This window comes from Treponema zioleckii (assembly GCF_014737315.1).
Lineage (GTDB): Bacteria > Spirochaetota > Spirochaetia > Treponematales > Treponemataceae > Treponema_D > Treponema_D zioleckii.
In genome coordinates this window covers 25,524-44,349 of record NZ_JPUF01000021.1, presented here as the reverse complement: position 1 = coordinate 44,349, position 18,826 = coordinate 25,524, and the positions used below count along the sequence as shown (strand labels likewise).

Annotated in this window: 18 protein-coding genes; all 18 read left to right on the top strand. The window is 38.3% G+C overall.

Annotated features, from left to right (window positions below):
- Nucleotides 1–82 precede the first annotated feature (82 nt).
- The 18 genes from JI65_RS07305 (at nucleotide 83) to JI65_RS07220 (ending at nucleotide 18,802) form a co-directional block, all read left to right on the top strand.
- Nucleotides 83–661, top strand: a complete 579-nt coding sequence (locus JI65_RS07305) for a Maf family protein (RefSeq protein ID WP_191014722.1) — start codon at nucleotides 83–85, stop codon at nucleotides 659–661.
- 121 nt (nucleotides 662–782) lie between these two features.
- Nucleotides 783–1,643: a 30S ribosomal protein S2 gene (gene rpsB, locus JI65_RS07300; protein ID WP_191014721.1), complete on the top strand. Its 861-nt coding sequence runs from the start codon at nucleotides 783–785 to the stop codon at nucleotides 1,641–1,643.
- 17 nt (nucleotides 1,644–1,660) lie between these two features.
- Nucleotides 1,661–2,494 carry a translation elongation factor Ts gene (gene tsf / locus JI65_RS07295; protein ID WP_191014720.1) on the top strand — a complete coding sequence of 278 codons (834 nt, stop codon included), beginning with the start codon at nucleotides 1,661–1,663 and terminating at the stop codon, nucleotides 2,492–2,494.
- Between the two features lie 108 nt (nucleotides 2,495–2,602).
- Nucleotides 2,603–3,145 (top strand): ribosome recycling factor, encoded by a 543-nt coding sequence (frr, locus tag JI65_RS07290; RefSeq protein WP_191014719.1) that lies wholly within the window; start codon nucleotides 2,603–2,605, stop codon nucleotides 3,143–3,145.
- An 11-nt stretch (nucleotides 3,146–3,156) separates the two neighbouring features.
- Nucleotides 3,157–3,882: an isoprenyl transferase gene (locus tag JI65_RS07285; RefSeq protein ID WP_191014718.1), complete on the top strand. Its 726-nt coding sequence runs from the start codon at nucleotides 3,157–3,159 to the stop codon at nucleotides 3,880–3,882.
- A 52-nt stretch (nucleotides 3,883–3,934) separates the two neighbouring features.
- A complete protein-coding gene (locus JI65_RS07280) occupies nucleotides 3,935–4,795 on the top strand; it encodes a phosphatidate cytidylyltransferase (RefSeq protein WP_191014717.1) in 861 nt (286 codons plus the stop codon).
- 18 nt (nucleotides 4,796–4,813) lie between these two features.
- Nucleotides 4,814–5,932: a 1-deoxy-D-xylulose-5-phosphate reductoisomerase gene (gene dxr / locus JI65_RS07275; RefSeq protein ID WP_191014716.1), complete on the top strand. Its 1,119-nt coding sequence runs from the start codon at nucleotides 4,814–4,816 to the stop codon at nucleotides 5,930–5,932.
- Nucleotides 5,929–7,050, top strand: a complete 1,122-nt coding sequence (locus JI65_RS07270) for a M50 family metallopeptidase (protein ID WP_191014715.1) — start codon at nucleotides 5,929–5,931, stop codon at nucleotides 7,048–7,050. The genes dxr and JI65_RS07270 overlap by 4 nt, the downstream gene beginning before the upstream one ends.
- A 97-nt stretch (nucleotides 7,051–7,147) precedes the next feature.
- Nucleotides 7,148–9,040: a WD40 repeat domain-containing protein gene (locus JI65_RS07265; RefSeq protein WP_191014714.1), complete on the top strand. Its 1,893-nt coding sequence runs from the start codon at nucleotides 7,148–7,150 to the stop codon at nucleotides 9,038–9,040.
- An 85-nt stretch (nucleotides 9,041–9,125) separates the two neighbouring features.
- The gene (locus JI65_RS07260; protein ID WP_191014713.1) at nucleotides 9,126–11,039 is read left to right on the top strand and encodes an ankyrin repeat domain-containing protein; all 1,914 of its coding nucleotides are present in this window, start codon (nucleotides 9,126–9,128) and stop codon (nucleotides 11,037–11,039) included.
- Between the two features lie 102 nt (nucleotides 11,040–11,141).
- The gene (gene rsmD / locus JI65_RS07255) at nucleotides 11,142–11,693 is read left to right on the top strand and encodes a 16S rRNA (guanine(966)-N(2))-methyltransferase RsmD (protein ID WP_191014712.1); all 552 of its coding nucleotides are present in this window, start codon (nucleotides 11,142–11,144) and stop codon (nucleotides 11,691–11,693) included.
- A 126-nt stretch (nucleotides 11,694–11,819) separates the two neighbouring features.
- Complete coding sequence (locus JI65_RS07250) at nucleotides 11,820–12,161, top strand: hypothetical protein (RefSeq protein ID WP_242457191.1); 342 nt, start codon at nucleotides 11,820–11,822, stop codon at nucleotides 12,159–12,161.
- Between the two features lie 8 nt (nucleotides 12,162–12,169).
- Complete coding sequence (locus tag JI65_RS07245) at nucleotides 12,170–13,327, top strand: tetratricopeptide repeat protein (RefSeq protein WP_191014711.1); 1,158 nt, start codon at nucleotides 12,170–12,172, stop codon at nucleotides 13,325–13,327.
- Between the two features lie 84 nt (nucleotides 13,328–13,411).
- Entirely contained in the window at nucleotides 13,412–14,476 is a 1,065-nt protein-coding gene (gene rlmN / locus JI65_RS07240; protein WP_191014710.1) for a dual-specificity RNA methyltransferase RlmN, read from the top strand.
- Between the two features lie 108 nt (nucleotides 14,477–14,584).
- A complete protein-coding gene (locus tag JI65_RS07235; protein ID WP_191014709.1) occupies nucleotides 14,585–14,794 on the top strand; it encodes a heavy-metal-associated domain-containing protein in 210 nt (69 codons plus the stop codon).
- 112 nt (nucleotides 14,795–14,906) lie between these two features.
- Nucleotides 14,907–15,863, top strand: a complete 957-nt coding sequence (locus tag JI65_RS07230) for a D-2-hydroxyacid dehydrogenase (RefSeq protein WP_191014708.1) — start codon at nucleotides 14,907–14,909, stop codon at nucleotides 15,861–15,863.
- A 143-nt stretch (nucleotides 15,864–16,006) separates the two neighbouring features.
- Nucleotides 16,007–17,233 (top strand): substrate-binding domain-containing protein, encoded by a 1,227-nt coding sequence (locus JI65_RS07225; RefSeq protein ID WP_191014707.1) that lies wholly within the window; start codon nucleotides 16,007–16,009, stop codon nucleotides 17,231–17,233.
- Between the two features lie 75 nt (nucleotides 17,234–17,308).
- The gene (locus JI65_RS07220; RefSeq protein ID WP_191014706.1) at nucleotides 17,309–18,802 is read left to right on the top strand and encodes a sugar ABC transporter ATP-binding protein; all 1,494 of its coding nucleotides are present in this window, start codon (nucleotides 17,309–17,311) and stop codon (nucleotides 18,800–18,802) included.
- The last annotated feature ends 24 nt before the right edge of the window (nucleotides 18,803–18,826 follow it).

Here is an 18,826-nt window from a genome sequence, read left to right as displayed (position 1 = left end):
AGACATCCAGTTTGTTAATGTTAAAAGGGATTGTGACCACAAATTGCAATCCCTTTTTTTATTCAATACCAAATTATAAATTATGGAAAAAATAATACTCGCCTCTTCATCCCCGCGACGCAGGCAACTTCTGAATCTTTTTGAAATTCCATTTGACGTAAAAAAACCGCTTTGCGACGAGACATTCACAGAAAAAGATCTTGAAAAAGTCCCGGAAATTCTTGCATCAAGAAAAGTTCACTCAATTCTTCAAAATTATGATTTTTCAGAAAGATTCGTTATAGGAGCGGATACGGCAATCGTGTTGGAAAATAAATTTTACGGCAAACCAAAAGACATTCAGGAAGCTAGAACATTCTTAAAAGAATTCAGCGGACGAACACAAAGCGTAATCACAGGAATAGCCGTTGCCAACGCAAGCACAAAAAAAATAATCCAAAGAAGTTGCAGGACGGAAGTTGAATTCAAAAAGCTCAGTGAAAGCGACATTGAATGGTACCTTTCGACAAACGAATGGCAGGATGCTGCAGGAGGCTACAAGATTCAGGAAAAAGGCTCTGCCCTAATAAAGAGAATTATCGGGAATTTTGATACCGTTGTCGGCTTGCCTATGTTTGAAATATATGATATTTTAACAGAACAAGGTTACTCATTTGTATGATGAATCTTGTCAGAATCCTTTAGGAATTCTGCATATCTTCCGAATCCTAGTCTATTTGGCAGGATTACGAGAACTAGAGAACGGTGGAAAATAATTTTATTTTCCGGTGAAGGAGAAACTCATGGCAGTTGTAACCATGAAAAGTTTGCTTGAGTCTGGTGTACACTTTGGTCACCAGGTAAAACGTTGGGATCCACGCATGAAGAAGTATATCTTCGCAGAGCGCAATGGAATCCATATCATTGACTTGCAGAAAACAATCGCTGCTATTAAAGACAGCTATGAAGCAGTTCGCAAGATTGTTTCTTCTGGAAAATCTGTATTGTTCGTAGGAACAAAAAAACAGGCACAGCAGGCTATCGCTAAAGAAGCTGAGCGCTGTGGAATGTATTATGTAAACAACCGCTGGCTCGGTGGTATGCTTACAAACTTCACTACAATCAAAAAATCACTCCAGAGACTTAAGAAAATCGAGAAGATGGAAGTAGACGGTACTTTTGACAATCTTACAAAGAAAGAAGTATCTGAATTCCAGAAAGAAAAAGCTAAACTTGAGAAGAACCTCGGTGGCATCAAAGAAATGAAAGAGCTTCCAGGAGTTATCTTCATTATCGATACACACAAAGAGCAGATTGCAGTAGCAGAAGCTCACAGAATGGGAATCCCTGTAGTAGCAGTTGTTGATACAAACTGTAACCCAGAGGGAATCGACTACCCTATCCCAGGAAACGATGATGCTATTCGTGCTATCAGCCTCTTCACTTCAATCATTGCTAACGCAGTTATCGAAGCAGACAACGAACAGGGATTGAAAATCATCGAAAGCCTTAACGACGACGATGTTGTTACAGATGCTTCTACAAAGAAAGATGATGAAGAAATCGTTGACTACAGCAACTATACACCTACAGAAGTCAAAGAAGAAGACATCGAATCTGACGAAGACGATGACGAAGATTTGGCAGAGAAATTCAACAAATAATTTTCAGGGGATTTATAATGGCATTTACAGCTGCTGACGTAAAAGCTTTGCGTGAGTCTACAGGTGCCGGAATGCTTGATTGTAAAAAAGCACTCCAGCAGGCTGATGGAAACATGGCAGAAGCTGAGAAAATTTTGAAAGAGAAAGGTCTTGCTGCAATGGCAAAACGTTCTGACCGCGCTACAGCCGAGGGACGCATCGTTGCAAAAAGAGACGGCAATAAAATCGCAATTGTTGAAGTTACTTGTGAAACAGACTTTGTTTCTAACAATGCAGACTTCGGCGCTGTTGCAGAGAAAGCAGCAGAAATCACAATGGCTGCAGGAAAATCTGGTGCAACAGACGAGCACAAAGCTCTCATCGATGAAATTGCAATCAAATTCCGCGAGAACATGTCTGTTCGCCGTGCAGAATTTATTGAAGTTCCAGCTAATGCAGCTGCAGCAACATATGTTCACTTCAACAACAAGATTGGTTCAGTTGTTGTAATCGAAGGCTCAGACAAGGATGAAGTAAAGGCATTTGCTAATGAATGTTGTCTCCACCTTGCAGCTTACACACCTTCATACGTTCGAAAAGAAGAAGTTCCACAGTCTTTCATCGACGAGCAGAGAGAAATCTTCGCTTCTCAGATGGCAGCTGATCCAAAAATGGAATCTAAACCACAGAACGTTAAAGACGGTATTCTTCAGGGAAAAGTTACAAAACTCCTCGATGAGATTTGTTTCGTTGACCAGAAATTCATCAATGATGAGAAAGTTTCTGTAGAGAAAAAACTCGAAGAACTTTCAAAGACTGTTGGTGCAAAACTTTCATTCGCGAAAGTTATTCTTTTCGTGCTTGGTAAGTAACATCGCTTAAAAACGGGGCTGTCTGAACAGAATCTCCTGAGATTCTTTCTTGCAGACAGCCCTTTTAATTTATTACTGTTTAAAAACTGTAAATAAAAGGAGAAAATTATGGCTTTCGACGCAAAATCAAAGATGGAAAAAACCCTTGAAGGCTTCAAAAATGAAATGAACACAATCCGTACAGGTCGTGCGTCTGCATCAATTTTTGATAAAGTTCGTGTTGATTATTATGGAGACAAATCACCTTTGAATCAGGTTGCGACAATCTCTATTCCAGAAGCCCGCACTGTTGTTATCTCTCCATTCGACAAATCACTTATCTCTGAAATTGAGAAAGCTATTCAGGTTGCTGACTTAGGATTAAACCCATCAAACGATGGAAAAGTTATCCGAATTCAGATTCCTGCTCTCACTGCTGACCGACGAAAAGAGCTTGTAAAACAGGCTAAAGGTATTGCAGAAAATTACAAAACTACGATCCGTAACGTTCGTCGCGACGGAAATGACGATTTGAAAAAACAGCAGAAAGCTGGCGAGATTACAGAGGATCAGTTGAAAAAAGAAACTGATGATCTTCAGAAACTTACAGACAAATTTGTTGCTGACATTCAGTCTGTTTGTGACGCAAAAGAAAAAGAGATTCTCGCTTAGAACATTTATAGATGACAAAAGACGAATTGATTGCTCAGGGACTTCCAGAACATATCGGAATTATTATGGACGGAAACGGTCGCTGGGCAAAGAAAAGAATGCTTCCAAGAACAGCGGGACATAAGCAAGGTTTGACTTCAGCAAAGAAAATTGTTGCTGCCGCAGCGGAGCTTGGAATAAAATATATTACACTCTACACTTTCTCGACTGAAAATTGGAAACGAGCCCAAGAAGAAGTTGGCTATCTTATGAATTTGATACGAAGCCACCTACGGGCAGAATTTGATTTTTACATTAAACATGGCATAAAAATTGACCATATCGGAAATCTCGCAGGACTTCCTGAAGATGTTCAAAAAGAAATAATAAATGCCAAAAAAGATACCGAAAATTTTACAGGTACAACTTGTATTCTTGCCATTAATTATGGTAGCCGTGACGAAATTGTGCGCGGCGTAAAAAAACTAATCAGTTCTGGCACAAAATCAGAGGATATAACAGAAGAGACCATTTCTAAGTCTTTGGATATTCCAAATATTCCAGACGTAGATTTGTTGATTCGTACTGGCGGTGAAAAACGTCTCAGTAATTTTATGCTTTGGCAATGTGCTTATTCAGAGTTCATTTTTTCCGATACTCTTTGGCCTGATTATGATGAAAAAGAATTTTACAAAGATATAGAAGATTTTCAGCACAGAACAAGACGTTTTGGTGCTGTGCCAGAACAAAATTCATAAAAATCTTCTATAAAAATAATACACCGTTGCAACCAAAGGAGCATACAAAAATATGAACAAGGTTCTTCCTAGACTTTTTACATTTATAATAGGAGTCCCATTATTTGTCGGGCTTGTCTTCATAAATGTATACAATCATCTTCCACTTCATATTGTGCTTATTTTGGTTTCTGCCCTCGCCGCAAACGAAATGCACAATATGCTGAGTAAGCAATTTAAATTGCAGCCAAAAGTCCTAGTTATTTCAATGACAGTCTTAACGACGCTTATGACATCGTTATATGCAATTTTTGGTCTTCATGAAGCATTAATGAATTACGTTTTCATGGGGGCAATTATGGTCTGCCTCGCTTGGGAGGTCATAACATCAACCGAATTTTCAAATTCCAACAGCAATATTCTTACTTCTGCATTCACAATTCTTTATTGCGGATTTTTTACCGCATTCATTGGAAGAATGACAATAATTGAAAACTCAAGAATGATTCTTGCAGTTTATCTTTTGATGGTTTTTTTCTGCGACTCTTTGGCTTGGCTTTTCGGAAATCTTTTTGGAAAAAACAACAAGGGATTTATAAAAGCAAGTCCTAATAAAAGTATTGCGGGGTTCTGCGGAGGCTTCGTAGGTTCTGTAGCAATCGGAGTTTTCGCACATTTTGTTTGGCTCGACAATTCTATTTTTGGTGAAAACGCTCCGTCTGGAATTATAAAAGTTGTCATTTTAGGCTTGCTAACCGCTTTGGGAGCTATAATCGGAGATTTGGTAGAATCTGTTTTTAAGCGGTCAAGTGGTGTTAAAGACAGCGGGCATCTTATTCCAGGACGTGGCGGAATGCTAGATTCATTGGATTCAATCGTATTTGCAGCCCCTATTTACTATTTATCATATACGTTATTGTTCACGGCAAAATAATAAATTATAATTTAGAATATGAAGAAAGTATTAGTTCTCGGTTGTACAGGTTCAATTGGAACAAGCACGCTTGATATCATACGTTCCGAAAACGAACGTTTTAGCGTTTGTGGGTTGACTGCAAATTCAAAAAAAGAAGCACTTGAAAAATTGTCAGCAGAATTCCATGCTCCATTTTTCCTTACCTCGGAAGATGGCTCTGACGGTATAAAAAAACTTATCGACAATACTAAACCAGATATAATCGTAAACGGAATCGCAGGCAGTGCCGGACTCATGCCTACAATATTAGCTCTAGAAAGCGGAATTGATTTGGCCCTCGCAAACAAAGAGTCGGTCGTAATGGCCGGGCCTCTGATTTTTAAATTGGCAGAAAAACATAATTGCAGGATTCTTCCAGTTGATTCAGAGCATTCCGCAATTTTTACCTTGATAAAGCAATGCGGTAAAGAAAATATTGACAGCGTGATAATCACTGCGAGCGGCGGTCCTTTCAGAACATTTAATTCAGAAAAACTAAAAACCGTGACCGTGGCAGATGCATTAAAACATCCAACCTGGAACATGGGCGTAAAAATCACGATAGATTCAGCAACGCTCGGAAACAAGGGGCTTGAAGTAATCGAGGCAAAACGACTTTTTAATCTTTCAGCAGACCAAATAAAAGTTGTCGTACATCCCCAAAGCATAATTCATTCGCTAGTCCGCACAAAAGACGGAATTGTTTACGGGCAGTTCAGCGAACCTGACATGAAACATCCTATTTTGCAGGCTTTAGACTGGCCAAAAATAAACCGCAATTCTATGCGGCCGTTCGATTTAACCGACAGTCTTTTTACAAACAACGAGTGCAAGCGAACTTTGACATTTGAAAAACCTCGAACGGATGATTTTCCGATGCTAAAACTCGCTTACGACGCTGCAAGAAACGATAACTGCTACCCTATCGCGTTCAATGCCGCAAATGAAATTGCCGTCCAGTCATTTATCGATGGAAAAATTGGATTTACGCAAATTCCAGAAACAGTCAGCTCGGTTCTCGAAAAGGATTGGTCAAAAGAAATTTATGACTTAAAGGATATCTTTGAGACTGACAGCCTTGCCCGCGATTACGCAAGAAGTTTTTTACCAAAATGATAGTTTTAAATACAATTCTCACCGTGATTTATGGGCTTATACTCCTAAACGTGATTGTCTTTCTGCACGAACTAGGTCATTTTTTTATGGCAAAAAAGGCTGGTGTTGTAGTTGAGGCATTTTCAATCGGAATGGGGCCGATACTGCTCCATAAAGAATTTCGCGGTACGGACTGGAGGATTTCACTTTTCCCGGTTGGTGGTTACTGCGCAATGAAAGGCGAAAAGGATGCAGAAGAAGAAAATGTCATTCTTGATTCAGATTCGCTTTACGGGACAAAACCAATTTACAGAGGACTTATAGGATTGGCAGGTCCTTTTGCAAACCTTGTCTTTGCTTTTTTTGCATACATGGTTGTCGCAATGCTCGGCTACACTTATTATGCCGCTGACAACAAGATTTTGATTCCCGAATACTTGGCAGATTCGCCAGCCGCAAAAGCAGGACTTTTAAGCGGTGATAAAATTACAAAAGTAAATGACATTATTATAGAAGATTTTGCCGATTTAAGAGCTGCTATATTGCCACGAGGAAACGAAGACTTGACGATTCTCGTAAATCGGAACGAGCAAGCACTAACTTTCACCGTTCACTCCGGAATGGACAAAGACTCAGGAGCTGGATTTTTGGGTGTTGAGAACAACCCGTCTTCAAGAATCTTACGAGAAGCAAAACGATACGGATTTTTTGGAGCAGTGGTTCAGGCGGCGAAACAAACGGAAGAAACAATCGCTCTTACTTTTAAAGGATTCGCCACATTATTTAAGGGTGTAAAAATCACCGAAACCGTCGGCGGACCTGCAAGAATCACGACAATGCTTGGCTCAACAAGCAGAGCTGGGTTCAGCGAGAATTTCAGAACTGGCATTTCCTCAATTTTGCAATTGCTTGCACTAATAAGCCTTTCCTTATTCATCATGAATCTTCTCCCAATTCCGATTTTGGACGGTTGGCTTGTCCTTATTTCTTTTCTCGAAGCTATATTTAAAATTAAGATTTCTTCCAAAAGTCGTGCTATAATACAAAGTATTGGCATATTTTTTATTTTGTTGCTGTTTTCGATTGCATTATACAGCGACATAAATTATTTTGTGGGGGTTTTTAATGCATCCAAGTAAAAAAGTGTTTTCAGTATTAGTTGCATCATTCTTTCTTTCAATTCCGATTTGTGCACAATCTCATATTTCTGCACAAAAGCATGATTCGTCTGTGGAAATGATAGTAGCATTAAACAATTACAAAACAAAAGATAAATCAATTCTTTCAGTTGACCAAGACGGAGTTGTAATCAGATGGGACAAAAATGAATTTTCTGGGCTGGAAGGAGAACATTTTCAGTTCGCATCTTTTCCAGTCAAACTGCTTGCAAGAAATCCAACAGGTACTGAAATCGCAATTTACGAATCCGACAACCTTACAAATTACCATATAAGTATTTTGGATTGGGAAAATCTCACTAAAAAATATACAATTCGATTGAGTGATGAAGTTACAACAATGGCTTTTTCCGCCCAAGGAACTTACTTGATTTGCGGAACTAGAGGAAGCGACACAAAATTCATAAATACAGCAACAGGTGAAATTTCGGATGTGCTTATAAACAGCACAGGTGCAATTGACTTCGTTTATACTGCATCTTCAGAAAAAAGCATTGCGTTTTACACTCCAAACGATGAAAACAAAGGTTATCTTACCTACAGCAATTTGAAAACCGGAAAACGCATTAAAAAACTTCGCACAGATTTGATTCAGTCACAAGTCTGTTTTTTTGACAACGCAAACTACTTGGCCGGCGTAACAACAGGCAAAAACGGCGATATGCTCAGAATTCACATGGCAACGCCAGATGAAAAATCAAAAAATCCGAACAACCTCACACTACTAGGAAGTTACGCTGTTTCAAAACCAATTTTGATTGGAGCAGTACGAAGCAGCGCTTTGTATTACATCACAAATGAAGCAAAACTTGGCTACCGCCTTTACAAAATTGAAGCTGATCCAGAAAAAAAGACACTCAAAAGTCCAGTTCTTGTAAAAAACATAACTGGACTTGCCTCAAAAGAGAGCATTACGTGCGCAACTCTTTTAGGAAATATGATTTATATCGGAACCTCAAACGGAAACGTTTACGAACTTAATTGTGCCGATGGCACTACTAACGAGACTGTATTTGCTGCCACTGACAATGAATACAAAAAGATTCTTGCAGTTGCAAACATCGGGGAAACTTGCTATTTGCTTACAAACGATTCAATTTTGGAAACTTCGTACACAGACAACAAAACTAAAAAAATCTCAGCAAATGACGGCTATACAGATATTATTCCATATAAAACAAACCTTATTTTGTGGGCAAAAAACAAGAAAAAGGCAGCTGTTTTATTTAACCCAGAAACAGGCAAGCAGACTTCTCTCTACCCTGTCGCAGGTCCATTGCAAAGTCTCAAACTCACTGATGAATATCTTATCGCGCTTGAAGACAGTTCAAAAATATACAGATTTAATTTGAATTCAAAAAAGAAAACTCTTGTATATTCAAACGGAAGTCTTTACGATGCAGAACTTTTGTCAGAAAATAATTTATACATAGCGAAAACGCGTGGAACAACACCAAAAGTTCCATTTTTGTACCTGAACCTCAAATCAAACGAAAAAGTTCCTGTAAATAGTGTTTCAGGAAATCTTGTTTCGGCTTTGAGTTACGACTTAGAAAGAAAGCCTTCAGAAATATTCGGAATCGTAACAAAATCCGATACAGAAAATGAAGAAGCAACCACAAGTTTCTTTGCGTACGATACAAAAACAAAGAAAACTAGAACATTCCACACTGTAAACACAGAGGAGTATGATTCGTTCACATTTGCTTCATGGCCATACGTGTACACAAATCTAGGAAAAACTTCCTTAAAAGCATACAATCTCGAAAAGGATAGCGTTGAAGAGCAGGTTCTGCAACGGGGCTCTGGAAATCCAGAAAAACTGTCAAAAAGCGGAGACAAACTTATTTTGGTCAACAAAGATGGTTCTGTAAGCTGGTATGACTTTGCTTCAAATAGAATCATTTCGAATTGGTATGTGACACAGGACGATGAACTTTTCACATTCTAGTTTTTAACACAAAAAGACTGTCCAACAATTTTGCTGCTCGACAGTCTTTTTGTAATAAATGGGGTGCTTAACTCTGATGATTTTTATGAAGAAAGACTTTCATTTAAAAAATATCCTCACCATTCTGCTTTTGGCAGGCGTTTTTTTCGCTCCGATTTTTGCGGCAGAAAATATATACAACGCTTTTAAGATTGTCGAAACAGGAACTGAAAAAGAAATCAAAAAAGCATTCCGCACAAATGAGTTCATGGCCCAGTTCACTCGCGGAGATGAGCAAGAAACGCTTCTTCATGCAGCGCTAAAAGCAAATCGAAACCTAAATATAATTGAATTACTTTTAAATGCGGGTATTTCCACTAAAACAAAGATGAAAAATGGCATAACCCCGCTGATGTATGCCTGCCAATACGAAAGCAACATTGACGTAATCGAAAAAATAATAAAAACCAATTCCTTGCTCGCAAAAATGAAGAAAAACAAGATTCTTCAAAAAGATTCGAATGGGAAAAACTCATTCGATTATGCGGAAAAAAATAAAAATTCAACCGAAGTAATAAAACTTCTTGAAAAATATGCGGAAAATCCAAATAAAATAGAAGAAACTCAATCAGAAGAAAATATTCCGGCGGAAAATCAAGCCGAAGAATCTGATGCAAAAACTATTTCTACCGAGGAAAATTCCGTGGAAGAAAAAACTTCAGAAACGAATAAGCAGGAAGAACCTACGGCTGAAGAAGATTCGCCTACAGAAGCAAGTTCTGCTTTAGAAACAGAGCCAGAAGAATCTGATTATGACGAAAAAAATACCAAAAACACAACGCAAAGCATACTTGCAACGGAAGCAGAGTCCATTGCGCAAAACAATAAAACTGAAGACACGATAAACGCGGCCGAAAAGCAAGAAGAAAATAGTCTTGGCGAAAAAGAGACGATTCAACTTGCAGAGCTTAATAAAAACGATGGTGCGCCATCGGAAAGCAAAACAAAACTCGAAGAAAGCGCACCAAAAACTTCTGAAATTCAGACTGCAAACAACGAAATACAAAACAAAAATCAACTTTCAGATGAAAAAGTTGATTTTTCAGTTTTAACACCTTCGTCAGAAAACGAGCAGACTAAGACAGAATCAGAAAAAACACTTTCAGAACCGTCCATTGAAGAAAAATATGCAAAAATCGATGACGACTTAAGGCAAGGCGAAATTCGCTCAATTTCAAATTATCAAGACAACTCGTACACAAAAAAATATGAGCATGTAAAACCTATCCTCCCGATTTATAAAGACGAATATCTCTTTTCGAGAGCAGACGAAAAAGCGATTGCAGAAACTAAGCAATCCACCCCCAAAAATGACGATTTCAAGCAAACTCTTCTTGCGGACGATGCCGTACAGGAACAAAAAACTGAAAAACTTACGAACGGGAAAACAGCTCTTATGAAGGCTGTGCTCGAAGGCGACATTCCTGCAATCGAAAATATTTTAAAAAACGGTGCAAACATAAACGCACTTGATGACGACGGCTGGTCTGCTCTCATGTATGCGGCTCGTTACCAAAACGATTATAAAGTTACGGAACTGCTATTAAAAAATAACGCTGACTTTTACATAAAAAACAAATATGGAATTTCAGCATTAACGCTAGCCGCCGGTTATTTGCAGAATCCAAAAATCGTTTCTTTGCTTCTCGAAAAATATGAGCGAACAAACAGAGAAGTCCGCAATTCATTCATCTTTGCGATTTCGCAAGAAGTTTCAGAAGCGGTTCTTGAAGAATTTTACAAAAAGCTCGGCTCCGTTGACATTCCATTCGAAGGTCGCACAGCTTTGATGTATGCGGCAGCTTGGAACAGACATACAAAAACAATCAGTTGGCTTTTGTCAAAAAGTGCGTCCATAACCATAAAAGATTCGTCTGGACGCAATGCATTTGATTATGCAAAAGAAAATATAAAAATTCCGCATGACGAAATTTATTGGTCGCTAAATCAAAAAAAATAATTTTGAATTGTAACTTTGATTCAGATTTTTAAATTTATTCTATATATATGAAGGTTCCAGAAAAGTTTTTGGAGCCAACAAATGTTTTAACAGGAGATTTCTATGAGAATTACAGGCGGAAAATTAAAAGGCCGCGTAATAAAATGTCCAGACGGAGTAATTCGCCCTGCAATGGACAGAATGAGGGAATCAGTTTTCGCAATTCTCGGAGATTTGACAGGAAAATCATGGCTAGACTTATTTTCTGGTAGCGGTACAATCGCCATTGAAGCCGTTTCCAGAGGTTCTTCAAATGTAGAACTTTGCGAAAAAGACAAGGTTAAGGTAAAAACAGTTCTCGAGAACGTTTCTGTAACCGAAAAAGAACTAAACGTAAAAATCGGGTGCCATTTTATGGCTGTAGAACTTTTCTTAAAACGTTGCAAAAATAAGTTTGACTACATTTTTTTGGACCCGCCGTTCCCGTACAAATACCGTCTGGATTTGGTAAAAACAATTTCAGAGCGCGGATTGTTGAATCCGAATGGACGCGTAATGATTCATTTTCCAGAAGAGGACATGTTGCCAGACACAATTGACAAACTTGAAATTGCCGATAAAAGAGTTTACGGACGTTCAATCGTACATTTTTACAAAAATGCGGGAGAAAACTAACTTCATAAACCAGTTATTTTTCTCTACAATAAAGATTCAGTTTTGAGTTTTTAGAAATCTAAAAATTACCTTGACATTTCACAAAAATCTGATAGCATTATCTTAGTTAAAAAATAAGGAATAAAATTGGAAGATATAGAAGAATTAAAAAAAACTTTGTCCTCGCACGACATTCCGAACGGCTTTATAAAAGTCACGGAAAAACCTCTTACCAATTTATCCTCAGAGCAAAAAGCTTTGCTCAACCGAAAGGGAAACGTTCTTTTTAATCAGGGCAAGATTGATGAAGCTTGTCGAATTTTCGTTACGACAGGATATTCAGACGGACTTTCAAGGATTGGTGACGTTTATATGAAGCGAAATCAAAGTTTAAAAGCTTTAAAATATTATGTTTTGGCAAGAGACAAAGTAAAAGCAGAAAGAGTTTATGATAAACTTTCAAAATTAATTTCTTTAATAATAAAGTGAGGTAAAAAATGAGTGACGAGCTTATCAGCGAAATGGAATTACCGATTCAACCAGTTTCAGAAATTGTAGCTGAAGATAACAAGATAGCCAGTGAAATCTCAGAACTCTCAAAACAAGGGTATCAGTTATTAAAAGAAAATCTTGTTGAAGAAGCAAAAGCTGCATTTGGAAAAATTCTTACAATCGAAGACAACAATAATTATGCACTTGTAGGACTCGGAGACAGTGAACGAAAACAGAATCATTTTCACGAGGCAGTTTCTTATTATTCAAAATGTCTGACTTTCCATCCAGGAAACAACTACGCTCTATTCGGTCTTGCAGACTGCTACAAAGCTATGAATCAATACCACAAGGCCATCGACATTTGGGAGCAGTATTTGATTCATGATGATCGTAACATTACGGTTTTGACAAGAGTTGCTGACGCATACAGAAAAATTCGTGATTTCAAAAAATCAAAAGAGCTTTACTTAAAAGTTTTGGATATGGAAAACGAAAACGCCTATGCGCTTATCGGTCTTGGTCATCTTCATTACGATTTTAAAGAATTCAAGGATGCTCTTTATTATTGGACAAAAATGCTTGAACTCAACGAGTCATCTGTCGATATTCGAGTTCTAACATCAATCGGAAACTGTCACAGAAAATTAAAGACTTTCGACAAAGGTGTTTATTACTTCGAAAGAGCTTTGCAGCTTGACCCGAATAATTTCTATGCGCTTTTTGGGCTTGCAGACTGTTACCGTGGAATGAACCAGCAATTTAGATCAGTCGAATACTGGAACAAGATTCTCGAAATGGATCCAAAAAACAAAGTCATCCTCACGCGTGCAGGAGACGCTTACCGAAATACAGGAGACTACAAAACCGCTGCCGAATATTACAACAAGGCGATGGACATTGATTTTGATATTTATGCGGCTCTCGGTTTGGCACTTATCTGTAAAGGCGAAGGCAAATATGATGAAGCAATCGACCGTCTTACAAGCCTTCTCCACAATGACCCAAAGAACTACCGCTTGTTCATCGATTTGGCAGACTGCTACCTAAAAATAAATCAGCGTGATAAAGCAATTGAGTTGTTGCGCTCATACTCTAAGCAAGGTCTTAGAAGCCAGGCAATCATTGACATGCTTGACAAAATAGAAAACAACAGAAGATAAAATTAAGGATTTTGCCCACAAAAATTAATTTTTACGAGCACCTTAATATTATTTTAGTTTATCTATTATATAGTAATTTAGAATATGAGTGATAAAATTTCTTTAACAGGGCTTAACTCAACAGAAATAACAGAGACGTTGGGATTAAGCCCCGCTTTTCGTGGAAAACAGATTTTTCAGTGGATTGGAAAAGGTGCAGAATCTTTTGATGAAATGACGAACTTGAGCATGGCCATTCGTGAAGAATTAAAGCAAAAAGCCATTTTACGTTCTTCATCAGTTACGAAAGTTCTAAGGGATTCTGACGGGACCATAAAACTTCAAATTACACTAAAAGACGGGCTTGCCGTCGAAACAGTACTTTTGACAGACAAAGAAGACCGAAAAACCGCCTGTGTTTCTTGCCAGGTTGGTTGTGCCATGAACTGTGCGTTCTGTCAAACAGGTCACTTGGGACTTGCAAGAAATCTTGAAGCCGGAGAAATCGTCGAACAATTTTTGTATCTCGAAAAACACGCAGGACCATTGGACAATATCGTTTTTATGGGAATGGGTGAACCAATGATTAACCTTGAAAACGTCAGAAAAGCAATTTCAATTCTTACAGACAAAGAAGGCCGGGCGCTTTCTGGAAGAAGAATAACTTTATCAACTTCCGGCGTAATTAAAGGAATCTATGATTTGGCAGATAACGGGCCGAACATTAGGCTTGCAGTTTCATTGACTACCGCGGACAAGGATTTTAGAGAACAATTGATGCCTATCGGACGGACAAATCCGTTGGAAGATTTGCGAAAAGCCATCGATTATTTTGCAAAAAAGACGGGCAAACGCGTGACCCTTGAAGCCGCACTACTCCACAATAAAAACACGACCGAAGAAAGTGCAAGGAATATGATAAATTTTGCACGCGGACTCGATGTTCATATCAATTTGATTCCATGGAATCCTGTTGCAGGGTTGCCATTTTCTGAGCCAACGACAGCGGAATGTCATTCATTCTTGCAGAAAATTGAACAGGCTGGAATAAACGTAACATTGCGTACAAGACGCGGGCGCGAAATCGGTGGTGCTTGCGGACAGCTGGGCAAGACTCTGCTTGATTCACAAGGAAACGGAAAAAAACTCCAAAATGTGAATTATCAGTAATTTTTATGAATGGAGCTAAACTCTTTTTTTAGAAATTAAAAGAATATATTGAAATTCCGAATCTTTAACTTTATAATTATATATATATATTTCATGGAGATCGTACTTATGGAAAAAAAAATATACGTTGACGGAATGTTCGATCCAGATGTGGCTGCAAAAGTTAATGCTGCTGTTTCAGCAGTTGCAGGAGTAAAGAGTTGCAATGCAAACCCAGATAAATCCCAGGTATTGGTTGATTTTGATGAGTCTGTAGGCGGAGTCGAGGATTCAATAAACTCAGCAATTTCTTCTGTAGGTGTTACAGTTTTAGGCTAATTTCTCGGCTAAAACAAATTTCCAGACAAAAGCCATTCACCTTAATTTCCCACACGAATTAAGGTGAATGGCTTTTTTAATCTTTGTTTTACGTTTAGACAAGGGGGAATAAATGAAAATTACAGTTCTTGACGGACACGCCTTAAATCCTGGTGATTTGTCATGGGAGCCAATAAAAAGTCTTGCTGATGAATTTACGCTCTACGACAGAACGCCGACCGAAAAAATCATTGAACGAATCGGAAATTCAAAAATCATTCTATTGAATAAAGTTCCGATTACAAACGAAATAATGGAAAAATGCAAAAATCTCAGATATATCGGAGTTCTTGCGACAGGTTACAATGTAATCGACACAAAAGCCGCAACAAAACATGGAATTGTGGTTACAAATATTCCTGCATACAGCACAGATGCAGTCGCACAACATGTTTTTGCATTTATAATGAATTTTACAAATCAAGTTCAAAAACATTCTGATTCCGTCCACAACGGAGACTGGATTAAAAATCCTGATTTTTGTTATTGGCTTTCCCCGCTAACAGAACTCTACGGAAAGACTCTCGGAATTTATGGATTTGGAAATATTGGTCAAAAAGTTGCCAAAATCGCACATGCGTTCGGAATGAATGTCCTTGTGCACAAACATTCACAAAAATCTTTCTCAGGCGAAGAACAAACTGTAACTCAAGAAGAATTGTTTTCTAAATCAGATTTTTTAACTTTTCATGTACCGTTAACAGCCGAGACAGAAAAACTGATTAATGAAAAAACAATTTCGATGATGAAAACAGGAGCAATAATAATAAATACCGCAAGAGGCGGAATTGCCGATGAAAATGCAGTACGTAAGGCTCTTGAAGAAAAAAAGCTTGCAGGATATGCGACTGATGTAATTACGGAAGAACCAATGAGCGTAACCTCCCCTCTCTACAAAGCTCCAAACTGCATCATAACACCACATTTGGCATGGGCACCAAAAGAAACAAGGGAACGGCTTATGAATATTGCCGTAGAAAATATAAAGTCTTTTTTAAGCGGAACGGTCAAGAATCAAGTGAATATTTAAAATTAAATAAAACATATTTTAAATACGTCTTAAAATATACTAATTTTTATATAGTTTCTTTTTTTAATAAAAAGTTTGACGATTAGAAATTTGTGTCGTATGATTTTATAAAGTGCTTTTGTTTATAAAAAAGGAGGTCTTTTATGAAAAAAGCTTTATTAACAGCTTCAGCCCTTGCAATGATCGCAGCTGGATTTATGGGTTGCAAAGGAAAGGACAACAGTTCTTCTGGAGCAGCTTCAGTTGCAGCAGCAGGCAACAAGGGCAAGCCACTTGTATTCTTCAATCGCCAGCCATCTGATCCAACTACAGGTGCGATTGATATGAACTCAATGAACTGGAACGATAAAACTTACTATGTAGGTTTCGATTCAGTAGGTGGTGGAGCTGTTCAGGGACAACTTATCGTTGACTGGCTCGCAGAGCAGGATGCAACAAAAATCGATCGTAACGGTGACGGAGTCCTTGGTTATGTTCTTTGTATGGGTGATGCAGGTCACAACGACTCACAGGCTCGTACAAAAGGTATTCGTGAAGCCCTTGGAACTTGGAATGGTTCTTATGATTCAGGCAACACAAAAGAGGGTTCTGTTAACGTAGGTGGAACAGAGCTCAAAGTTGTAGAGCTTGAAGGTAAGTTCATGACAGGAACTGATGGTTCAACATGGAATGCAAATGCAGCTACAGATGCAATGAGCAACTGGGCTACAAAATATCCAAACGAATTGGATATGGTTGTTTCTAACAACGATGGTATGGCTATGGGATGTCTCCAGGCTTCTAACTATCCTGAGGGAGTACCGATTTTCGGTTATGATGCAAACGCAGATGCAATCGAAGCTATTGGTGCTGGAAAACTCACAGGAACAGTTTCACAGAATACAGACGCTCAGGCGACAGCAACTCTTCAGGTAATCCGCAATCTTCTCGACGGACTTACAGGAGCTGATGTTTACACAAAAGGTATTTCTGAACCAGATCAGTATGGAAACAAGATTTCTGCAGAAGTTGAATACGTTGCAGATCAGAAAGCAGTACTCGCTAAGAACGCTGCTGTAAACGGAAACAACTGGCAGCAGTACACAGCAGGAAACAGAGATGCAGGTGTTACACAGACAAATGCAACTCCAAAAAAAGTTATTCTCACTATTTATAACTCAGCAGATAACTTCCTCTCATCTTCATATCTCCCAGCATTGCAGTACTATGCACCACTCTTGAACCTCGATCTTACAGTTGTTCAGGGTGACGGACAGAATGAAGCTTCTTGTCTCGACAAATTCACAAACTTGAATAGTTTTGATGCTTATGCAATCAACATGGTAAAAACAAATTCTGGAAGTGATTATACAGACAAACTTAAATACTAATTCAACAATTTGAATTAGAAGGCCTGTAGAAACTTTGATTTTTACAGGCCATTTTTTAATGAAGGATGTCTATATATGAATCAATACCTACTCGAAATTAAAAATCTTTCCAAATCTTTTGCAAAGAATAAAGTTCTGAACGGAATCAATTTAACAATCAAAAAAGGTAATGTTCTCGGTCTTATGGGAGAGAACGGAGCTGGAAAATCTACAATGATGAAATGTTTGTTCGGAATTTATGCAAAAGATGAAGGACAAATTTTTCTTGATGGAAAACCAGTAGATTTTAAAAATCCAAAGGAAGCCCTCGAAAACGGCGTAGCAATGGTTCACCAGGAATTGAATCAATGCTTGGACCGCACAGTTAAGGATAATTTGTTTTTGGGCCGTTACCCAAAAAAACTAGGAATTATCGATGAAAACAAGATGTTCCGAGAAAGTAGCAAGCTTTTTGCTACCCTTAATATGCGTGTAAACCCAAATACAATTATGCGCAAAATGTCTGTTTCTCAGCGACAGATGGTAGAAATCGCAAAAGCCGTTTCTTACAATGCCAAAATTATTGTTTTGGACGAACCAACATCTTCTTTAACAGAACCAGAAATCAATAAACTTTTTTCAATCGTAAGAAGTTTGCGTGAAAAAGGTGTATCTTTCGTATATATTTCTCACAAAATGGATGAGATTTTCCAAATTTGCGACGAAGTTGCCGTTTTGCGCGATGGTAACATGGTTTACCAGAAAGAAACAAAAAATTCACAGATGGATGAGTTGATTTCAGCGATGGTAGGCCGTTCGCTTGACAAACGATTCCCAGACGTTGACAACAAACCTGGCGATGACTATCTTGAAATCAGAAACCTCTCTACAAAATATGAGCCACATCTTGAAGATATTTCTTTCACCGTAAAGAAAGGAGAAATTTTTGGTTTATACGGACTTGTAGGTGCAGGCCGCAGTGAACTTCTTGAATCAATTTTCGGAATCAGGACTATTGCAACCGGAGAAATCATTCTCAATGGAAAAAAACTCCGTTTCCGAACTCCGAAAGAAGCTATGGATTATAACTTCGCCCTCGTAACAGAGGAACGAAAGCTGGACGGTATGTTCGGTAAGGCTTCAATTGAATTCAACACATGTATTACAAATCTCCAACAATATAAATCTTTCGGCTTGCTCTCAAATAAGAAAATGAGAGATGCAGCTAACCGAGAGATTAAAAAAATGCACACAAAATGTGTTTCCGCAGATGAACTTATCAGTTCATTGAGTGGTGGAAATCAGCAGAAAGTCATTATCGGAAAATGGATTGAGCGAGAACCAGATATTTTCTTGCTTGATGAGCCTACACGAGGTATCGACGTTGGTGCAAAGTACGAAATTTATCAGCTGATTATCCAAATGGCAAAAGCTGGAAAAACAATTATCGTTGTTTCTAGTGAAATGCCTGAAATTTTAGGCATTACAAACAGAATTGCGGTCATGTCAAACCACAGACTTGCAGGCATCGTAAACACAAAAGATACCGATCAGGAAGCATTACTCAGACTTTCTGACAAATATCTGTAATCAGCACACACTTTTTGCTTGCAA